The 19,901-nt window shown below is 65.3% G+C and carries 14 protein-coding genes and 1 riboswitch; of the genes, 7 read left to right on the top strand and 7 right to left on the bottom strand.

Annotation, left to right across the window (positions count from 1 at the left end; genetic code table 11):
* Nucleotides 1–12 precede the first annotated feature (12 nt).
* From betA to speB, 4 genes are all read right to left on the bottom strand, one after another.
* Nucleotides 13–1,698, bottom strand: coding sequence for a choline dehydrogenase (gene betA / locus WS75_RS16175; protein ID WP_059681389.1), 1,686 nt, complete (start codon nt 1,696–1,698; stop codon nt 13–15).
* A gap of 40 nt (nt 1,699–1,738) precedes the next feature.
* Nucleotides 1,739–3,244 (bottom strand): purine-cytosine permease family protein, encoded by a 1,506-nt coding sequence (locus WS75_RS16170; RefSeq protein ID WP_059681388.1) that lies wholly within the window; start codon nt 3,242–3,244, stop codon nt 1,739–1,741.
* A 156-nt stretch (nt 3,245–3,400) separates the two neighbouring features.
* Nucleotides 3,401–4,909, bottom strand: coding sequence for an aldehyde dehydrogenase family protein (locus WS75_RS16165; RefSeq protein WP_059681387.1), 1,509 nt, complete (start codon nt 4,907–4,909; stop codon nt 3,401–3,403).
* A 111-nt stretch (nt 4,910–5,020) separates the two neighbouring features.
* Nucleotides 5,021–5,998 (bottom strand): agmatinase, encoded by a 978-nt coding sequence (gene speB / locus WS75_RS16160; protein WP_059681386.1) that lies wholly within the window; start codon nt 5,996–5,998, stop codon nt 5,021–5,023.
* 157 nt (nt 5,999–6,155) lie between these two features.
* Between speB and WS75_RS16155 the strand changes: the two genes are divergently transcribed.
* The 6 genes from WS75_RS16155 (at nt 6,156) to lipA (ending at nt 14,556) form a co-directional block, all read left to right on the top strand.
* Nucleotides 6,156–7,079, top strand: a complete 924-nt coding sequence (locus tag WS75_RS16155) for a LysR family transcriptional regulator (protein ID WP_059681385.1) — start codon at nt 6,156–6,158, stop codon at nt 7,077–7,079.
* 192 nt (nt 7,080–7,271) lie between these two features.
* Nucleotides 7,272–7,358, top strand: a riboswitch (glycine riboswitch).
* Nucleotides 7,359–7,586: 228 nt separating this feature from the next.
* The gene (gene gcvH / locus WS75_RS16150) at nt 7,587–7,961 is read left to right on the top strand and encodes a glycine cleavage system protein GcvH (RefSeq protein WP_059681384.1); all 375 of its coding nucleotides are present in this window, start codon (nt 7,587–7,589) and stop codon (nt 7,959–7,961) included.
* Nucleotides 7,962–7,972: 11 nt separating this feature from the next.
* Nucleotides 7,973–10,837, top strand: a complete 2,865-nt coding sequence (gcvP, locus tag WS75_RS16145; RefSeq protein ID WP_059681440.1) for an aminomethyl-transferring glycine dehydrogenase — start codon at nt 7,973–7,975, stop codon at nt 10,835–10,837.
* 165 nt (nt 10,838–11,002) lie between these two features.
* Complete coding sequence (gene glyA / locus WS75_RS16140) at nt 11,003–12,259, top strand: serine hydroxymethyltransferase (RefSeq protein ID WP_059681383.1); 1,257 nt, start codon at nt 11,003–11,005, stop codon at nt 12,257–12,259.
* A 194-nt stretch (nt 12,260–12,453) separates the two neighbouring features.
* Nucleotides 12,454–13,578: a glycine cleavage system aminomethyltransferase GcvT gene (gene gcvT / locus WS75_RS16135; RefSeq protein ID WP_059681382.1), complete on the top strand. Its 1,125-nt coding sequence runs from the start codon at nt 12,454–12,456 to the stop codon at nt 13,576–13,578.
* A gap of 3 nt (nt 13,579–13,581) precedes the next feature.
* The gene (gene lipA / locus WS75_RS16130) at nt 13,582–14,556 is read left to right on the top strand and encodes a lipoyl synthase (protein ID WP_082729623.1); all 975 of its coding nucleotides are present in this window, start codon (nt 13,582–13,584) and stop codon (nt 14,554–14,556) included.
* 98 nt (nt 14,557–14,654) lie between these two features.
* On the opposite strand, the gene WS75_RS16125 is transcribed toward lipA, so the two are convergent.
* Genes WS75_RS16125 through WS75_RS16115 form a run of 3 tightly spaced genes read right to left on the bottom strand, consistent with a single transcriptional unit; the run spans nt 14,655 to nt 18,325 of the window.
* Nucleotides 14,655–15,845, bottom strand: coding sequence for an acetyl-CoA C-acetyltransferase (locus WS75_RS16125; RefSeq protein ID WP_059681381.1), 1,191 nt, complete (start codon nt 15,843–15,845; stop codon nt 14,655–14,657).
* Nucleotides 15,846–15,863: 18 nt separating this feature from the next.
* The gene (locus tag WS75_RS16120; protein WP_059681380.1) at nt 15,864–16,631 is read right to left on the bottom strand and encodes a 3-hydroxyacyl-CoA dehydrogenase; all 768 of its coding nucleotides are present in this window, start codon (nt 16,629–16,631) and stop codon (nt 15,864–15,866) included.
* A gap of 20 nt (nt 16,632–16,651) precedes the next feature.
* Nucleotides 16,652–18,325, bottom strand: coding sequence for an acyl-CoA synthetase (locus tag WS75_RS16115; protein ID WP_059681379.1), 1,674 nt, complete (start codon nt 18,323–18,325; stop codon nt 16,652–16,654).
* A 136-nt stretch (nt 18,326–18,461) separates the two neighbouring features.
* On the opposite strand from WS75_RS16115, the gene WS75_RS16110 reads away from it, so the two are divergent.
* Nucleotides 18,462–19,466: an AraC family transcriptional regulator gene (locus WS75_RS16110; RefSeq protein ID WP_059681378.1), complete on the top strand. Its 1,005-nt coding sequence runs from the start codon at nt 18,462–18,464 to the stop codon at nt 19,464–19,466.
* Nucleotides 19,467–19,901: the final 435 nt, after the last annotated feature.

Below are 19,901 nucleotides of genomic sequence, written 5' to 3'. Positions count from 1 at the left end.
TCCGCGCGGCGTTTAAACGGCTACCTTGCGTCTGGGCGTGCCGGTGCGCTGCAGCGCCTCCCATTCCTCGACGAAGCCGACCGGTGCATCGGATGGTTCGAGCATTTTCCGGCCGCGCACCAGATCGGCAGCCCGCTCGGCCAGCATGATGGTCGGTGCATTCAGGTTCCCGTTCGGTTCGGTTGGGAATACTGACGAATCGATCACGCGCAGGCCCTGAATGCCGCGCACGCGCAATTCGGAATCCACCACCGCCATGTCGTCCTCGCCCATTCGGCATGACCCGCACGGATGCATCGTGCTTTCCATGTTGGCGCGCACGAACGCGTCGATCTCGTCGTCGGTTCTCACGTCCGGCCCGGGCGCCAGCTCCACCCCGCGGAAGCGATCCATGGCCGGTTGCCCGACGATTTCGCGCGTGAGACGCACGCAGCGGCGGAACCCTTCGCGGTCTTCCTCCCGCTCGAGATAGTTGAACCTGATCTCGGGATGTTCGAACGGATCGGCGGATCGAACCCGGACATACCCGCGGCTCTTCGGCTTGTTCGGTCCGGTGAGCACCATGAAGCCGTGCCCCTTGTACGGCTTGTCACCGTCGTAGCGCATGGCCGCCGGCAGGAAATGGAACTGGATGTCCGGCCAGCGCAGGCCGGCTTCGGAGCGGATGAATCCCCCCGCTTCGAAATGATTGCTGGCGCCCAGCCCGTCCTTGAACAGCAGCCAGCGCAGGCCGATCATCGCCTTGCCGAACCACCCCATCTTGCCGTTGAGCGACACCGGCTCCTTGCACTGGTACTGGATATAGATTTCCGAGTGATCCTGCAGATTCTCGCCGACGCCCGGCAGGTCGTGTCTGACCTCGATCCCTGCTTTGCGCAACACGTCGGCCGGCCCGATGCCCGAACGCTGCAGCAGGTGGGGCGATCCGATCGGCCCGGATGACACCAGTACCTCACGCGTGCAGCGAACGGTATGCTGGACACCGCCCTGCTCATAGACCACGCCGACGGCACGCGTGCCTTCCATCAAGATCTGGCGCGTCATCGCATGCGTGACGACGGTCAGGTTGTGGCGCTGCATTGCCGGGCGAAGATACGCGTTGGCGGTCGACCACCGCACGCCATTCTTGACCGTCATGTGCATCGCGCCGAACCCTTCCTGCATGTAGCCATTGCAGTCGTCTGTCTTGATGTATCCGGCGTCGGCGCCCGCTTCCACCCACGCGCCGTACAACGGGTTCTGCATGTTGTTGCCGTTGTTGGTGCTGAGCGGGCCCGATGCGCCGCGATATTCGTCGCCGCCGAACTTGTAGCTCTCGGCCTTGCGGAAATACGGCAGGCAATTGCGGTATCCCCAGTCGCGGGCGCCGAGCGACTCCCATTCGTCGAAATCGCACGCATGGCCGCGAATGTAGACCAGCCCGTTGATCGACGAGGAGCCGCCGAGCACCTTGCCGCGCGGGCAGTGCAGGCGACGTCCGTCCAGATGCGGCTCCGGTTCAGTCTCGTAGTGCCAGTTGAACTTCTTCGTGTTCATCGGCATCGAGAATGCGCTCGGCATCTGGATGATGACGCTGCGATCGCTCCCGCCGTACTCCAGCACCAGCACGCTGACGTTCGAGTCCTCGGTCAGGCGACTCGCCAGCACGCATCCGGCCGACCCGGCTCCCACAATGATGTAGTCGTAATACTTGGTCATCTTGATTATCCAGCTCAATGAGTGATGCGCGAGCGCCGCTTCAGCCGCGTTTCTTCTCGCCGGTCGTGTATTCCGGCAGGTGCTCTTCGATGTGCGTGATTTCCGCCTCCTCGCGCCGCAGGTCGAGCGATAGGCAGAGCACGTAGTACGCGAGCGCCGACACGATCAACCCCACCAGCCAGGCCAGATCGACGCTGCCCATCGCCTTCGCGAGCGGACCGACGTACACTTCGCGATCTCCGTCGAAGATGCAGAAGAACGGGATCATCGACGCGAAACCGATCAGATACGACAGCAGGCCACGGCCTCCCCAGTTCCCGTACAGGCTGTCGTGCGGTCGAAAGAAATGCGGCACGGCATAGCGGCCCTTGCGCACGAAGAAGTAATCGGTCAGGTTGACCGCCGTCCACGGCACCAGGAAATACAGCATCACCACCAGATAGATATTGAGTACCGACAGGCCAGACCCCGATGCATAGATGCGCAATGCGACGCCGAACTGCAGCAGCACGACGAACAGGATCGCCAGGACGCGTGCCTTCGCGGTCGGCTCGATCTTCCGGAACGAGTCCACGCTGGTGATGGCCGTGAGTTTCGCGCTGTAGATGTTCATCGCGATCACCGGAAGAAACGCGACGATGGTGATGGCCACGACCGCGGTGCCGAGTTGCGGCGCGACCCCGGCGCCGACGCTGTGGAGTGCGACCAGGACATCGGTGGCGTGCAGGTGGGCGCCGAGCCATCCGCCCACCGCGATCATCCAGGCACCGGACAGCGACGCACCGATGAACACCGCGGCAATCAATTTGCCGCTCGGCGTGTTCTTCGGCAAATAGCGCGAATAGTCCGACACGTACGGCGCGTACGCGATGTTGTAGCTGGCCGCCGCCGCGAACTGGGCAATGAAGCCGGTCCAGTTGAAGCCCAGTCGCACGGCGGGAACGCCTGCCACAGCCGGCGCGTCATGGATCCATCCCGTCAGCACGGCCAGCGTCACCAGCCCGTATAGCGGCAGCGAAAGATAGAGCGACCATTTGAACGTCCGGTGCATCCAGTCGTGACCCAGGATGGCGAGGATCGTCGCCGGCACGGTCACGACCAGTGCGACCTGCATCGGATTCCAATGAAACAGCGTCTTGAGGCCCTGCATCATCAGCACGAGGTTGACGATGTTGAAGCCCGCGAATACGAACAGCGTCGCCATCAGCACCAGCACCACGCCGCGATAGCCGAACTGCGCGCGCGACTGGATCATCTGCGGCAAGCCCAGGTGCGGGCCCTGCGAACCGTGGAACGCCATGAACAGCGTGCCGAACATGATGCCCAGCGTGCCGGAAACGGTCGTCCAGAATGAATCGAGACCGACGCTCGGCCCGACGAAGCCGATGGTCATCGTGAAGAACGTGAAGTTACCGACAAACCAGAACGGCCCCTGGCTGGACAGCTTGTCGGTGCGCTCGCTTTCCGGGACGAAGTCGATCGAACGCGCTTCAATCGCGCTCTGGTCGCCGCCCGCCACTTTCAATACGTTTGTTTCTGCTTGCATGTCATACCCCGTGATCGCAAAGGGTAAAGCAGGACGAATTCATCAGACCTGTTCCGAGGAACGGGACGATGGCTTCATTTCAGGATCATGCCGTCCCCGGCCGGCTGCGGACCCTTGCCACGCATGCCGGCGCGGAGCGGCACATCACGCGCACGCTCAGGGCAGCGTGATGCAGACCGCCTTGGTCTCCATCAGGTAGTCGAGCTGCTCCGGTCCCAGGTCCTTGCCGAATCCGGAGGTCTTGAATCCGCCGAACGGCAATGCCGGATCGATCGTGCTGTGCGCATTCACGTAGACCGTGCCGGCCTGCAGTTGCGGAATCAGGCTGTGCACGCGGCCCAGATCGTTCGAGTAGATCGCCGCGGCCAGACCGAACGACGAATCGTTCGCGAGCGCCACAGCCTCGTCGAGCGTGTCGAACGGCGCGGTCACAAGCACCGGGCCGAAAATTTCTTCCCGGACGATGCGCATGTCGTTGCGGCAATTCGCGAAGATCGTCGGTTCGACGAAATACCCCGATCCCGCATGGGGACGCCCGCCGTAGTAGCATTCGGCGCCCTCCCGGATGCCGGTCTCGATGTACGACAGCACCGTGTCCTTCTGCCTGGCCGACACGAGCGGGCTGATGAAGCAGTCGCGATCCAGGCCGGGCGCGATCTTCAGCGTCGACGTGTATTCGGCCAGTGCCGCCAGGAAGGCGTCGTGGATGTCGCGGTGGATATAGGCGCGGGTGCCCGCGTCGCAGACCTGTCCCGAGTTGAAGAACACGCCGTTGGCCACGGCCTGTGCAGCGGCGCCGATATCGGCATCGTCGAGCACCAGCACGGGCGACTTCCCGCCGAGCTCCAGCGTCACGCGCTTGATGTGCTGCACCGCGTTCTGCCCGACATTGCGGCCGACCGGCGTCGAGCCCGTGAAAGTCACTTTGTCGATGCCCGGGTGGCTCGCCATCGCGGCGCCGATCACGCTGCCGCGCCCGGTCACGATATTGACCACCCCGTCCGGAATGCCCGCCTCCTGAACCAGTTCGGCAAAGCGCAGCGTCGACAGCGACGTGAGTTCGGCCGGCTTGACGACGGTCGTGCAGCCAACCGCCAGTGCGGCCGCCAGCTTCCACGCCATCGTCTGCAACGGATAGTTCCACGGCACGATCGCGCCCACGACGCCGATCGGCTCCTTGCGGGTATAGGCCAGGTAGTTGCCGGGCAGCGACGGCTCGACCGTGCGCCCATGCAGCTTGGACGCCCAGCCGGCGAAATAGCGGAACGTGTCGACGGTGCCCTGGATGTCGATCGCGCGGGCCTGCGCGACGGATTTTCCCATGTCGATCGATTCGATCTCCGCCAGTTCGTCGGCGTGGGCTTCGATCAGGTCGGCCAGCCGGTGCAGCAGGCGTTCGCGCTCCAGCGGCTTGAGACGACGCCATGCGCCGTGGTCGAACTGATGACGCGCCGCGGCCACGGCACGGTCGAGATCGGCCGTCGTCGCAAACGGAATCTGCGTGATGACGCCTTCGGTCGACGGCTCGGTCACGTTGCTGAACTGGCCATCGCTGCCGTCTACCCATTCTCCGCCGATGAACATTTTCATCGGCGTGGCCAGAAAGCTGCGGGTCGCATGGGAAACGCCATGGCGTTCGAGATATTGCGCTACAACGGCATCCATTGTGATTTTCCTTGATGGCCCGTCCGGAACCTCGCGGCGAGGTCCGCCGTGCGGGCGACGATGACTGCCGACGTCCTGCGTGACGTCGATCGCGATTACGGATACGAACGCTCAGCGTCCCTTCGCCAGGCTACGCGCGTGGAAAATGAAGCCGATGCTGTTCATCAGCAACTGCGCGGCCAGGATCGACGTCGTTCCGGTCGGGTCGTAAGCCGGTGCCACCTCCACCAGGTCCATGCCGATGATGTTGCCCCGGCTGCGCTTCGCGAGTGCCTGGATGATCTCGAGTACTTCGTAGTACTGGAATCCGCCGTGGCTGGGAGTACCCGTACCCGGTGCGATCGACGGATCGAAGCCGTCGATGTCGATCGTGATGTAGTAGGCGCCGCGCTGCGGAATCTGCTCGAGCACGCCTTCGGTGCCGAGGCGCCTGACGTCGCGCACGGACAGGATGTTGGAGCCCGCCGCACGCGCCGCGTCGTAATCGCTGCGGTTGGACGACGACACGTTGCGGATGCCAAGCTGAGTCATGCCAACGATATGGTCCATTTCCGAAGCGCGACGCAGCGGGTTGCCATGGCCGTATCGCACGCCGTGTCGCTCGTCGACGAAGTCGAGGTGCGCGTCGAAGTGCACGATGTGAATCGGCCCGCGGCCCTCGAACGCCTTGATCACCGGCGCATGCACGGAATGATCGCCGCCGAGCACCACTGGCATCGCACCGGCGGCGAGAATCTTGCTCACGGCCAGTTCGATGTTCGCGTTGCTCGTGGCCATGTCGGTATGCACGATGTCCGCGTCGCCGACGTCCACCATGCGAACCTGATCCTCGGTCAGGTACAGCGCGTCGTCCTCGTGATCGTAGGCACCCGAGTGCCCGAACGAAAACAGGGTCGACGCCTCGCGAATGCCGCGGGGGCCGAAGCGCGCACCGGAACGCCACTGGGTGCCCATGTCGTTGGGCGCGCCGAGGATCGCGACGTCCGCATCGATGTGTTCCCAATCGAGACACACCGGCGCCTTCGCAAAGGTGCAGTGACCGACGAACGGCAGGTTCAGCCGGCCTTTCTCATAGCTGTTGTTCTGCATTGTCTCCATCTCCATCCATGTGGATTCGTATTCAAGCGCCCGACGTTCGCGCGCTTGCCTTTGCAGCAACTATGGGCAAAAATTTTCACCGAAAAAATAGCAAGCAACAGATGTCCATATCGGATTTTCCGATGTACGGGACGGAGGAGAGCGGGACATGAAACAACTGCAGGATGTCGACCTGAAGCTGCTCAGGATCTTCATGACCATCGTGAAATGCGGCGGGTTCTCCGCCGCGCAGGCAGCCCTGAACGTGAGCCAGTCGACCATCAGCGAACAGATGACGAGCCTCGAAACGCGTCTGGGCGTCAAATTGTGCGAACGCGGGCGCAGCGGCTTTCGTCTGACGGAACATGGCGTCGCGACCTATGAATCGGCGCAGCGCCTGTCGCTCGCCGTCGAGGCGTTCTGCATGGACACCCACGCACTCAAGCGGCGCATCTCGGGCAAGCTCCATCTCGGCATCATCGACAACACGGTCACCGATACCGACAGTGTCCTGCCGCGCGCGCTGCGCCAGTTCGTCTCGCGCGGCCACGACGTCCAGCTCGACATCTATATCGGCACGCCGGCCGAACTGGAGGAGCGCGTGCTGGACGGGCGGCTGCACATCGCGATCGGGCACTTTCCGCTCACCGTTGCCGGCCTGTCCTATACGCATTTGTACGAGGAACCCGACGGGCTTTACTGCAGCCGCTATCACCCGCTCTTTTCGAGCGACGCCACCGGCGATGCGCTGATCGATCGCATCCGGCAAAGTCAGGTCGTCGCCCGCGCGTTTCTGCAGCAGCGCGATCTGCAGCTGCTCGAATGCGGCAGCGCCGCCGCGACCGTCGACAATGTCGAGGCACAGGCGATCCTGATCCTGACGGGTGCCTATATCGGCTTTCTGCCCACGCATTACGCGAAGCAATGGGTCGACGCCGGCCAGATGCGCCTGATCGCGGCGGAGCAGTTCACGTCGACATGGCCGTTCTCGTCGATCACGCGACGCGGCGCCGCGCAGCCGACCGTGCTTCGCGCGTTCCTCGACGATCTGATGGCCAATTCGGACAGCCATTCCCTGCCAGCGGAAAGATAGTCAACATCGGATATACATTTCGGACTCCGCCGAAGTATCGGCTCGCCGCGCTTGCGGCAAAGCCTTGTGCCGCAAGTGCTTCATCGTTTTCACGGCGTGCACGCCACGCACCGGAAACCGCTGCCGCCGAGGGCCGGCCTGAATGAGGTGTTGACGACGCGTCCGGCGTGCGACTAGATTGTCGCCAGCTATCGGGATGTGTCAGGAGAGACCGCCGTCCGGCGGCGCCGAAGGGGAATCGCCCCAGAAACTCTCAGGCAAAAGGACTGACGCATCGACTAGCGCTCTGGAGAGTAGGCCTCTGGTCATCGACCAAGCCTCGCCGAAGGAAAAGCGCCCCGTCGGGCGCGTAATCTCTCAGGCAAATGGACAGAGGGGGCATCAGGCACGCAGCCTGGAATGCCCCTGTCGGGTCCGGATGCCGACGCGTCGATCATCCCCCCGCCATTGCACTTCCGGCTTGCGTTTGCCGTTCCATTCAACGCAACCCCGTCAGGAAGAGAGCACATGAGCGAAGTCAGGTACACCGAATCCCACGAATGGCTGCGTCTGGAAGCCGATGGCAGCGCGACGGTCGGCATCACCGATCATGCGCAGTCGCAGCTCGGCGATCTGGTCTATGTCGCCCTGCCCGGCGAAGGCGATACCTTTGCGCAGCATGACGAAGCCGCGACCGTCGAATCGGTCAAGGCCGCCGGCGAGGTCAAGATGCCGGTGTCGGGCACCGTGCTGGAAACCAACGCAGCCCTTGCCGACACGCCGAGTCTCGCGAACGAATCGGCGGAAAGCGACGGATGGTTCTTCCGGATGCGCATCGACGATCCGGTACAACTGGCCGGATTGATGGACGCCGCCGCGTATCGCGCCTATATCGGCGATTGATGGAGACGGCCATGAGCGCTTTCGACTCCCTCACGCAACGCGAGTTGTTCACCCGCCGCCACATCGGCCCCGATGCGTGCGAACAGGCCGCGATGCTGGCCGCACTCGGCGTGGATTCCATCGACGAACTGGTCACGCAGGTGGTACCCGCGGCGATCCGCAGCGATGCGCCGCTCGCGCTGCCCCCGAGCCGCACCGAGGCCGAGGCCCTGGACAGGCTGGCCGCGCTGGCCAGCCGCAACCAGGTGTTCCGTTCGTTCATCGGCATGGGATACCACGACACCCACACGCCACCGGTCATCCAGCGCAACGTGCTGGAAAACCCGGCGTGGTACACGGCCTACACGCCGTACCAGCCGGAAATCTCGCAAGGTCGCCTGGAAGCGCTGCTCAACTTCCAGACCATGATCGCCGACCTGACCGGCCTCGAAATCGCCAACGCGTCGATGCTGGACGAAGGCACGGCCGCAGCGGAAGCGATGACGTTCTGTCAGCGCCTCGCCAAGTCGGATCGCCGGAAATTCTTCGTCGCGCGCGACTGCCACCCTCAGACGATCGAGATCGTCCGCACGCGCGCCGAACCTATCGGCATCGAGATCGTCGTCGGCGATCCGCGCCGGGACTTGCCCGGCGTCGACTGCTTCGCCGCGCTGCTGCAATATCCAGGCACCTTCGGCGACATCCACGATTACCGGAGCGTCGTCGAACAACTTCACGCCGACGGTGCGATGGCCGTGGTCGCCGCGGACCTGCTCGCATTGACGCTGCTCACGCCGCCGGGCGAATTCGGCGCCGACGTGGCGATCGGCACGACGCAGCGCTTCGGCGTACCGCTCGGCTATGGCGGCCCGCATGCCGGTTATTTCGCGACACGCGACGCGTTCAAGCGCACCATGCCGGGACGGCTGGTCGGCGTATCGGTGGACGCGCACGGCCGCCCGGCGCTGCGCCTCGCGATGCAGACACGCGAGCAGCACATCCGGCGCGAGAAGGCCACCAGCAACATCTGCACGGCGCAGGTGCTGCTCGCCAATATCGCCGGTTTCTATGCGGCTTATCATGGCCCACACGGCCTGACCACGATCGCGCGCCGCGTCCACCGCCTCGCTGCAACGCTGGCCGCGGGCCTGCGTCAGCTCGGCCATGCGGTGCCGACCGAGTACTGCTTCGATACCATCACGGTCGACAGCGGCAGTCGTACCGATGCCGTGCACGCGGCGGCTCACGCTCGCCGGGTCAATCTGCGCGCGATCAACGACCGGCAAGTGGGCATCGCGCTCGACGAAACGACCACGGCTGACGACGTCGTCATGCTCTGGTCGATCTTCTCCGATGGTCGCGCCGTTCCCGATTTCACGGCCGTCGAAGCAGCCACCGCAGACGCGTTGCCCGATCCGCTGCTGCGCCACAGCGCTTTTCTCACCCATCCGGCATTCAACAGCCACCATTCGGAAACGCAGATGCTGCGCTACCTGCGCCGGCTCGCCGACCAGGATCTCGCGCTCGATCGCACGATGATTCCGCTCGGCAGTTGCACGATGAAGCTGAACGCCACCGCGGAAATGATGCCGATTACGTGGCCTGCGTTCGCGAAGCTGCATCCGTTCGCGCCGGCCGAACAGGCCGACGGTTATCGCGCGCTGGCGCAGGAACTGGAAGCGATGCTGTGCACGATCACCGGATACGACGCGGTATCGCTGCAGCCGAACGCCGGCTCGCAAGGCGAATATGCGGGCCTGCTCGCGATTCGCGCCTATCACGCAAGCCGCGGCGAAGCGCAACGCGACATTTGCCTGATTCCATCGTCGGCGCACGGCACCAACCCCGCATCCGCGCAGATGGTCGGCATGCAGGTGGTCGTCGTCGGATGCGACGACGCCGGCAACGTCGACATCGACGATCTCGCCGCCAAGGCCGTCCGGTACAGCAACAGGCTGGCCGCAATCATGATCACTTATCCGTCGACCCACGGCGTGTTCGAGGCGCGCGTGCGCGACGCATGCGACATCGTCCATGCGCACGGCGGCCAGGTGTACATCGACGGCGCGAACATGAACGCGCTGGTCGGCCTCGCGCGGCCCGGCGCCTTCGGTGGCGACGTGTCTCACCTGAATTTGCACAAGACCTTCTGCATCCCGCATGGCGGCGGCGGGCCGGGCGTCGGTCCGATCGGCGTCAGGGCTCACCTCGCGCCGTTCCTGCCCGGCCACCGCGAAGGCCGCGTGCCCGGCATCGGTGCGGTGTCCGCGGCCCCGCTCGGCAGCGCGAGCATCCTGCCGATCACGTGGACCTACATCACATTGATGGGATCCCGCGGGCTGCGTCGTGCCACCGAGACGGCGATCCTCAACGCCAACTATGTCGCGAGCCGACTCGCGCCGCACTATCCGATCCTCTACACGGGGCCGAACGGGCGCGTCGCGCACGAATGCATCGTCGACCTGCGGCCGCTGAAGGACAGTAGCGGCATCAGCGTCGACGACGTCGCGAAGCGACTGATCGATTTCGGTTTCCATGCACCGACGATGAGCTTTCCGGTCGCCGGCACGCTGATGATCGAGCCGACCGAATCCGAATCGAAAGCGGAACTCGACCGGTTCGTCGACGCGATGATCGCGATCCGTGCCGAAATCGCGGCCGTGGAAGCGGGCACGCTGGACGCGGACGACAATCCGCTGAAACACGCACCGCACACGTCGGCCGAACTCGTGGGCGAATGGCGTCACGCGTATTCGCGTGAGCAAGCCGTCTACCCGCATGGCGTCGCGAAGATCACATCGACCAAGTACTGGCCGCCGGTTTCGCGCGTCGACAACGTGTACGGCGACCGCAATCTGGTCTGCTCGTGCCCGCCGATGGAAGCGTACGAGGCATAACGTGGCCGGCCCGCTCGGTGCGGAAATCGCATCTTCCGCGCATGAACCGGCCGTTCCGCTCACTACCGCACTCAACCCATACAGGAGCGAACGAGACGCGCAGACCGCGACGCCTGACCCGGCGTTGCGCATGGCTACGCGGCTCCGACGCCGGGAGCAACAAAAATGTTCAGCAAAGACATGCAAATCGAAGGTTTCGACAATGAACTGTGGGCGGCGATGGAGCACGAGCGCATTCGCCAGGAAGACCATATCGAACTCATCGCTTCGGAAAACTACACGAGCCCGCGCGTCCTGCAGGCGCAAGGCTCGGTGCTGACCAACAAGTACGCCGAAGGCTATCCGGGCAAGCGGTACTACGGCGGCTGCGAATTCGTCGACATCGCGGAGCAACTGGCGATCGACCGCGCGAAGCAGCTGTTCGGAGCGGACTACGCGAACGTGCAGCCGCATTCAGGCAGCCAGGCCAACGCCGCTGTCTACATGGCATTGCTCGAACCGCACGACACGATCCTCGGCATGAGCCTCGCGCACGGCGGCCACCTCACGCACGGCGCGCACGTGAATTTCTCGGGCAAGCTCTACCGGGCCGTGCAGTACGGACTGAACGTGGAAACCGGCGAAATCGAATACGACCAGGTCGAGGCGCTGGCCCGGGAGCACAAGCCGAAACTGATCACGGCCGGTTTTTCCGCGTACTCGCGCGTCGTGGACTGGGCCCGCTTCCGTCGGATCGCCGATGCGGTGGGCGCGTACCTGTTCGTCGACATGGCGCACGTGGCCGGCCTCGTGGCTGCCGGGCTGTATCCGAACCCGCTGCCTCACGCCGACGTGGTGACGACCACCACGCACAAGACCCTGCGCGGCCCGCGCGGCGGCCTGATTCTCGCGCGCGCGAACCCGGAGATCGAGAAGAAGCTCAACTCGATCGTCTTCCCCGGCATTCAGGGCGGCCCGCTGATGCACGTCATCGCCGCGAAGGCGGTCGCGTTCAAGGAAGCGCTGTCACCCGAATTCCGCGCGTATCAGCAGCAGGTGATGGACAATGCCCGCGCGATGGCCGCCGTGTTCGTCGAGCGCGGCTACGACATCATCTCCGGCGGGACGGACAATCACCTGTTCCTCGTGAGCCTGATCCGCCAGGGCCTGACGGGCAAGGTTGCCGACGCGGCACTGGGCCGCGCGCACATTACCGTGAACAAGAATGCGGTGCCCAACGATCCGCAGAGTCCGTTCGTCACCAGCGGGATCCGCATCGGCACGCCGGCCATCACGAGCCGCGGGTTCAAGGAAACCGAAGCACGCGCTGTGGCGGGCTGGATCTGCGACATCCTGGCCGATACGGAGAACCCGGCGGTCGTCGAGCGCGTCAAGCGGCAAGTCGCCGAACTCTGTGCCGCATTCCCGGTATACGGCGAGTAACGGTCGCCAAGACCGTCTCGCAACCGTTCGTCGCGAGCGATATCGACGCCCTCGACGAACGGCAGACATCACGGGAGACGAGGCACCGCCAGATATTTCGAAGTCCAAATCCACGTCTCTCCCTAATAAACCGGTACCGACACGCAGGCCGGGCGACTCCCCGCGAAGCCTGCCCGAGGTGCCCTTTTTCCGAAATGACGATGAGCACCCAACCTTCCCGTACCCCACTTCACGACCTGCACATCGAGCTCGGCGCGAAGATGGTTCCGTTCGCCGGCTATGCGATGCCGGTGCAGTATCCGCTCGGAATTCTGAAGGAGCATCTCCATACGCGCGCCCACGCAGGCCTGTTCGACGTTTCGCACATGGGGCAGATCAGGCTGTCGGGCGCAGATGCCGCCGCCGCACTCGAAACGCTGGTACCGGTCGACGTAATCGATCTGCCGGTGGGGATGCAGCGCTACGCGCTGTTCACGAACGAGCAAGGCGGCATTCTCGACGACCTGATGATCACCCGCTTCGGCGACGACGAGCTGTACGTGGTCGTCAATGCTGCGTGCAAGGCCGCGGACATCGACCATCTGAAGCGCAGGATCGGCCATCGCTGCGATGTCGCCGAGCTTGCCGACCGTGCGCTGCTGGCGCTGCAGGGCCCGGCAGCCGCGTCCGTCCTGGCGCGCGCCGCCCCCCGCCTGGCCGAACTGACCTTCATGCAGAGCACCCGGGTCGAGCTAGCCGGTGCGCAATGCTATGTCAGCCGCTCGGGATACACGGGCGAAGACGGTTACGAAATCTCGGTGCCGTCCGACCGAGCGGCAGCGCTGGCGTGCCTGCTGCTCGCCGATCCGGCGGTCGAACCGATCGGCCTCGGCGCGCGCGACTCGCTTCGCCTCGAAGCTGGCCTGTGCCTGTACGGCCATGACATCGACACCGATACCACCCCGATCGAAGGTGGCTTGCTGTGGGCGATCTCCAAGGTGCGCCGCCCCGGCGGCGCACGCGCGGGCGGCTACCCCGGCGCGGACGTCATCGGGAAGCAACTCGCCGAAGGCGTGAAAAGAAAGCGCGTCGGCCTGGTCTCGAAAGACAGGACGCCGGTGCGCGAGGGCGCCGATCTCACCGATTCCGAAGGCCGGACGATCGGCAGGGTGACGAGCGGCGGGTTCGGTCCGACGTACGGCGGCCCGGTGGCCATCGGATATGTCGCCACCGAAAGCTCCGCGCCCGGCACGACGTTGAACGCCATCGTTCGCGGCAAGCCGATCCGGATGGAAGTAGCGAGGCCCCCGTTCGTCCCGCAACGCTACTATCGGGGCTGAGCCATGACGAACACGACAACCCGCCATGCGTCGATGCCCTCGGGAACCAAGCTTTCCGCCGCGGAGAAAATGGCGCGCATCCCGGTGAAGATCGTCGCGACCGAGCCATCCGGCATGCTGCGCAAGCCGGAATGGATTCGCTCGGCTTTCCCGGGCTCGCGCGAAGTCATCGCGCTGAAGAAGGTCCTGCGCGAACGGAAGCTGCATACGGTATGCGAAGAGGCCAGTTGTCCGAACCTCGGCGAGTGCTTCAGCCACGGGACGGCCACCTTCATGATCATGGGCGACATCTGCACGCGGCGCTGCCCGTTCTGCGATGTCGGCCACGGCCGCCCCAATCCGCTCGATCCGGATGAGCCGGCGCGCCTCGGCGAAACTATCGCGGCCATGCAGCTCCAGTACGTCGTGATCACGTCGGTCGATCGCGACGATCTGCGCGACGGCGGCGCCGCCCACTTCGCAGCCTGCATTCGCGACGCCCGGCGAGCCAGTCCGAACCTCACGATCGAAGCGCTGACGCCGGATTTTCGCGGACGGCTCGGGGTCGCGCTGAACCTGCTTGCATCGTCCCCGCCGGACGTGTTCAACCATAATCTTGAAACCGTGCCGCGCCTGTACCGCGAGGTGCGACCGGGCGCCGATTATCGGCACTCGCTCGATGTGCTGCAGGCATTCAAGTCTGTGCTGCCGAATGGGTCGACCAAATCGGGCCTGATGCTGGGTCTCGGCGAACAGCTCGACGAAGTCGAACAGGTGATGCATGACTTGCGCGCACACGGCGTGGACATGCTGACGCTCGGCCAATACCTGCAACCGACCCGCCATCATCTGCCCGTGCAACGCTTCGTCACCCCGGCGGAATTTGCGCAGCTTCGTCAGCGCGCGCTCGCGCTAGGCTTCAGCCAGGTCGCGGCCGGGCCGATGGTGCGGTCGTCCTATCACGCCGATCTGCAGGCGAAAGGCGAAACGGTCGAATGACAGCGACGAATCGGAACGCGACCGCATAGCGCGATTCATCGTCCGGAGCGCTGCGGTACGGCATGCCAACCGTACCGCACGCGCCAGCGTCGCTCGCGTTACGCGATGCGCTCGATCGCGATCGCCGTCGCCTCGCCGCCGCCGATGCACAGCGACGCGACGCCGCGCTTCAGGCCGTACGTTTCGAGCGCGGCCAGCAGCGTCACCATCACGCGTGCGCCCGATGCGCCGATCGGATGGCCGAGCGCACATGCGCCGCCGTGCACGTTGACCTTGTCGTGCGGCAGGTCGAGATCGCGCATCGCGGCCATCGGGACCACCGCGAAGGCTTCGTTGATCTCGAACAGGTCGACGTCGCGCAGGCTCCAGCCGGTTTTCTCCGACAGCTTGCGGAGCGCGCCGATCGGTGCCGTCGCGAACAGGCCGGGCTTGTTCGCGTAGGTCGAATGCCCGACGATCACTGCCTTCGGCGCGAGGCCGAGCCGGTCCGCTTCCGAGCGACGCATCATCACGAGCGCGGCCGCGCCGTCAGAAATCGACGACGAATTGGCCGCCGTCACCGTGCCGCCTTCGCGGAATGCCGGCTTGAGCGTCGGGATCTTGTCGAGCTTCGCTTTGCCCGGTTGCTCGTCGATCGACACGACGGCTTCCGTCTTGCCGGCCTTCACGGTCACCGGCGCGATCTCCGACACGAAGCGTCCTTCTGCAATCGCGCGCTGCGCGCGCGTCAGCGATGCGATCGCGAACGCATCCTGCTCCTCGCGCGTGAACTGATATGCCTGCGCGCAATCCTCCGCGAACGTGCCCATCAGCCGGCCCTTGTCGTACGCGTCCTCGAGCCCGTCGAGGAACATGTGATCGAGCACCTGGCCATGCCCCATGCGCATCCCCGCGCGCGCCTTCGGCAGCAGGTACGGCGCATTCGTCATGCTCTCCATCCCGCCCGCGACGGCCACGTCCGCCGATCCGGCCAGCAGCAGGTCGTGCACGAACATCGCGGCCTTCATCCCGGAGCCGCACATCTTGTTGACCGTGGTCGCGCCCGCCGCCAGCGGCAAGCCCGCCTTCAGCGCGGCCTGCCGCGCCGGCGCCTGTCCCTGGCCGGCCGGCAGCACGCAGCCGAACACGATTTCATCGATGCGCTCGGCGGGCACGTTCGCGCGTTCCAGCGCCGCACGAATCGCCACCGCGCCAAGCTCGCTCGCGCTGGCCGCGGCCAGGTCGCCCTGAAAACCACCCATCGGCGTGCGCGCCGCGCCAACGATTACGATCGGATCCTGTGTCGTCATGATTGCATTCCTCCAGTGTCAGCGCGGTGCCATGCGCAGCGCGCCATCGAGACGGATGACTTCGCCGTTCAACATCGTATTCTCGGCGACGTGGCGCACCAGCGCCGCAAATTCTTCCGGGCGGCCGAGCCGCGGGGGGAACGGCACGCTCTTGCCGAGCGCGTCCTGCACGTCCTGCGGCATGCCGGCCATCATCGGCGTCGCGAAGATGCCCGGCGCGATCGTCACCACGCGAATGCCGAACCGCGCGAGTTCGCGCGCGATCGGCAGCGTCATGCCCACCACGCCGCTCTTCGATGCCGCGTACGCGGCCTGCCCGATCTGTCCATCGAACGCCGCGACCGACGCGGTGTTGACGATCACCCCGCGTTCGCCTTCCGCGTCGGCGTCCTGCTTCGACATCGCTTCCGCCGCCAGCCGGATCATGTTGAACGTACCGACCAGGTTGATCGACACCGCACGCGCGAAACGGTCGAGCGAATGCGGGCCTTCGCGGCCGACGACCTTCTCGCCCGGCGCGACGCCCGCGCAGTTCACGAGCGCATCGATGCGGCCGAACGCGTCGCGCGCAGCGGCAACGGCGGCCTGCCCGTCGGCTTCGCTCGTCACGTCGGTCTTCACGAAGCGTGCGGACGCACCTAGTTCGTGCGCGAGGCTCGCACCGGCGTCTTCATTGACGTCCAGCAGTACGGTCTTGCCGCCTTCGGCGACCACCATGCGCGCCACCGCTGCGCCGAGGCCCGAACCGGCACCCGTAATCAGAAAAACGCGATCCTTGATGTTCATTCGCAGTCCAAAGTCAATATTCAGGATTGAGCAGCCTTCTCGGCTTCCAGCTTGCGCAGCATGAAGCGCTGGATCTTGCCGCTCGGGGTTTTCGGCAGCGCGTCGACGAAGTCGATCGCGCGAGGATAGGCGTGTGCCGACAGCCGCCGCTTCACGTGCTGGCTCAGTTCTTCGGCCAGCGCTGGTGTGCCGTCGAAATCTTTCGACAGCACGACGAACGCCTTGACGATCTCGGTGCGCTCAGGGTCCGGCACGCCGATCACCGCGGCCTCGCTGACGGCCGGATGCTCGATCAGCGCGCTTTCCACGTCGAACGGACCGATCCGGTAACCGGACGATGTAATCACGTCGTCCGCGCGGCCGATGAAGCTCACGGTGCCGTCCGGCTCGAGTTCGACGTTGTCGCCGGTGCGGTAATAGCCGCCCGCGATCGCCGGCGTGTCTTGCTGCCAGTAACCGTCGAACCACAGCAGCGGTGAGCGCGCGATGTCGATCGCGAGGATGCCGGGCTCGCCGGGACCGAGTTCGCGGCCGGCATCGTCGAGCACCGCGACGCGATAGCCGGGCATCGCGAAGCCCGCCGAGCCGGCGTGGACGACGTGCTCGAGCCCGTGATGATTGTTCACGACCATCCCGAGTTCGGTCTGGCCGTAGTGGTCGTAGATCGGCGCGCCGAGCGCCTCGTGGAACCAGCGCACGACTTCCGGATTCAGCGGTTCTCCCGCGCTGCTGACAACCCGCAGTTGCCCTTTCACGCGCGCGGCCGCTTCGGTGCCGGCCGCCATCAGCATCCGGAACGCGGTCGGCGAACCGGCGAGGCTCGTGATGCCGAGCCGTTCGATCACGTCGTAGGTACTGTCGACCGTGAAAGCGCCCTCGTACAACGTCGTTGCATGGCCAAGCAGCAGCGGGCCCGTGATCGCGTAATAGAGGCCGTATGCCCAGCCCGGATCGGCGATGTTCCAGAAGCGGTCACTGGCGCGCAGGTCCACCGCGTCGCGCATGTACGCGCCGAACGCGAGCAGCGCGTGCAACGGCACCGGCACGCCCTTCGGCAAACCCGTCGTGCCCGACGTCGACATCATCATGGACAGGTCGGTGCCCTTGCGCGGGACCGGTTCAAATACGTCGCACTGCGCGTCGAGCGCCGCGCGGAAATCGATGTCGCGCGCCGGCAGCCCGTCGCCCGACTCGCGCACCGTCGCGACCCGCGGGCAATCGACGATCTCGTCGAGCTTCGCGCGATTCGCGATGTTGGTGACGACCAGCCGCGCATCGCTCATGCGCAACCGGTGCTCGATCGCCTTCGGCCCGAACGCGGTGAATAGCGGCTGATAGACGGCACCCGCGCGCCACGTGCCGAGGATCGTCGCGACGAGTTCGGGCGTGCGCGGCAACAGGCCGGCAACCACGTCGCCCGGCTTCACGCCCTGCTCGACCAGCAGGTTCGCGACCCGCGCCGACAGCGCCTGCATCTGCGCGAACGTGAAGCTGCTGTGCTGGCCGCCGACGTCGATCCAGTCGAGTGCGATCGCATTCGCGTCCGCCGCCGCATGCCGGTCGCAGCATTCGACGCAGGCGTTCAGGCCCTGCTCCAGGTCGCCGTGCAGATATGCGGCGGCGGTCTCGATACGGAAGCCGGCCACGGCGTCGGCGTAGGCCGGCACCACCCGGGCGGTTGCTCCATCACGCATGCGTGTCTCCTATTCGTTATGTCCGCCGGCGAACCGGGGGTATATCGATGATGGTAGACAGCCGTCACATTGCAATCAATGACAAACAGAATCTAGAATCGTGATCGCTTTTGCCATGTCTGGAGGGCATGAAAAAATGGGGCCGCAGATGATCTCGCCGGATTTCGTCGAGGATGCGCTCGAGAGCCTGCGCCGGCAGCGGATTCCGACCGAGCCCGTGCTGCGCGTTGCCGGCCTGCCGGCCACCGTGCGCGAGCCCGTCACGCCACAGCAGTACGGTCGCCTGTGGCTGGCGATCGCCAACGCGATCGACGACGAATTCTTCGGGCTCGCGGCCCGCCCGATGCGGCGCGGCAGCTTCACGCTGCTGTGCCACGCCGTGCTGCACGCGGGCACGCTCGAGAAGGCGCTGCGGCGTGCGCTGCAGTTCCTGCGCGTGGTGCTCGACGAACCGCGCGGCGAGCTCGTGATCGCCGACGGCCAGGCGCAGATCGTCCTCACGCAGGCGGGCGCACCGTATTCGGCGTTCGCGTACCGGACGTTCTGGCTGATCCTGCTCGGCGTCGCCTGCTGGCTGATCGGCCGACGCATTCCGCTGCAGCGCATCGATTTCGCGTGCCCGAGCCCCGACCAGCGCAGCGACTACCACCAGTTCTTCGGCGTGCCCGTGCATTTTGACCGCCCGGACAGCCGGCTCGCGTTCAACGCCGCGTACCTCGCGCTGCCGACGATCCGCTCCGCGCAGGCGCTGAAACCCTTCCTGCGCGGCGCGCCCGGCAACCTGCTCGTGCGCTATCGGCACGACACCGGCTGGGTGGCGAAGACGCGCGCGCATCTAAAAGCGCAACCGGCCGCCGAGTGGCCGGACTTCGACACGCTGGCCGTGCGCCTCGGCACGACGCCCGCGACGCTGCGGCGACGGTTGCGCAGCGAGGGGCAGAGCTTCGCGTCGATCAAGGATGAGTTGCGCGGTGCGCTGGCCCAGTCGCTGCTGCGCGGGCACACGCTAAGCGTCGCGGAAATCGCGGTGGAACTCGGCTTTACCGAGCCCAGCGCGTTTCACCGCGCATTCCGGAAATGGACCGGGACGAGCCCGGGCGCATTTCGGCGGGATGTCAATGCGGCGCAGGCGGAGCACTGAATTGCGGCGCGGGCGAGCGTCACACTCGGTGCGAGCGCGCTAAAGGGTAAGCCAGTTGGTTGCGGGTGCCGGACCGTCCGCATGGTGCACGGGAGCGATTGCACTCACCTGCTTTCTGACTTTCGTCGCGTGCCCGCTTCTCGAAATCTCAGCGGAGGCAATAGAAGGATCGATCGACTACGTCGCCGAAGCCGAGGGGATGGTGATCGGGTTCTGGATCCGTACGTCGGCGGATTCGGATCTCCCGATGGCCGGTTGGCTATTCGTCCATCCGGAGCATATGGGGCAAGACGTTGCCCGCGCGCAACGGAAGGAGATCCGGACACCTCCCTGCACTCGCGCATTTCCGTCGCTGAAGTGCAAAAACCCCCGCCTTTCGGGCGGGGGTTTCTGGCTTAGGGAGCCTGACGATTACCTACTTTCACACGGGAATCC

Origin of the sequence: Burkholderia sp. FL-7-2-10-S1-D7 (genome assembly GCF_001524185.1) — a bacterium.
Taxonomy (GTDB): Bacteria; Pseudomonadota; Gammaproteobacteria; order Burkholderiales; family Burkholderiaceae; genus Burkholderia; species Burkholderia diffusa.
The sequence above is the reverse complement of the archived record's forward strand: the minus strand, read 5'-3'. Positions and strand labels throughout refer to the sequence as shown.